We start from the raw sequence: 303 nt of genomic DNA, 5'->3' as shown, positions 1-303 counted from the left end.
GCATGACCGAAACCGCCGAAATAACAAAAGAACCGAAAATTTCAGCTATCTGGATCATTCCGGCAATTGCGCTGTTAGTGGGCATGTGGATGTTATACCAATACCAAGCTAATAAAGGCCCTACTATTTTTATCGAAATGCCACAAGCAGAAGGTATTATTGCAGGTAAGACTGAAATAAAAGTGCGCAGTGTAAAAATAGGTCAAATTGATCATGTTCGGCTATCCGACACGCAAGACAGCGTAATTGCTCGCGCGCAAATAGATAAAAATTACAACGAGCTACTGACTGACGATGCCAAAA

At 41.6% G+C, this 303-nt stretch carries 1 protein-coding gene; it reads left to right on the top strand.

Annotated features, from left to right (window positions below; translation table 11 throughout):
* Window positions 1–303, top strand: a 303-nt coding sequence (locus AAEY83_RS13800; RefSeq protein ID WP_351059675.1) for an MlaD family protein, incomplete at both ends; no start/stop codon positions are given.

The organism is Psychrobacter sp. TB20-MNA-CIBAN-0197 (assembly GCF_040309765.1).
Classification (GTDB): domain Bacteria; phylum Pseudomonadota; class Gammaproteobacteria; order Pseudomonadales; family Moraxellaceae; genus Psychrobacter; species Psychrobacter submarinus.
Note: the sequence above shows the minus strand (reverse complement) of the source record. Positions and strands in the feature narration are given on the sequence as shown.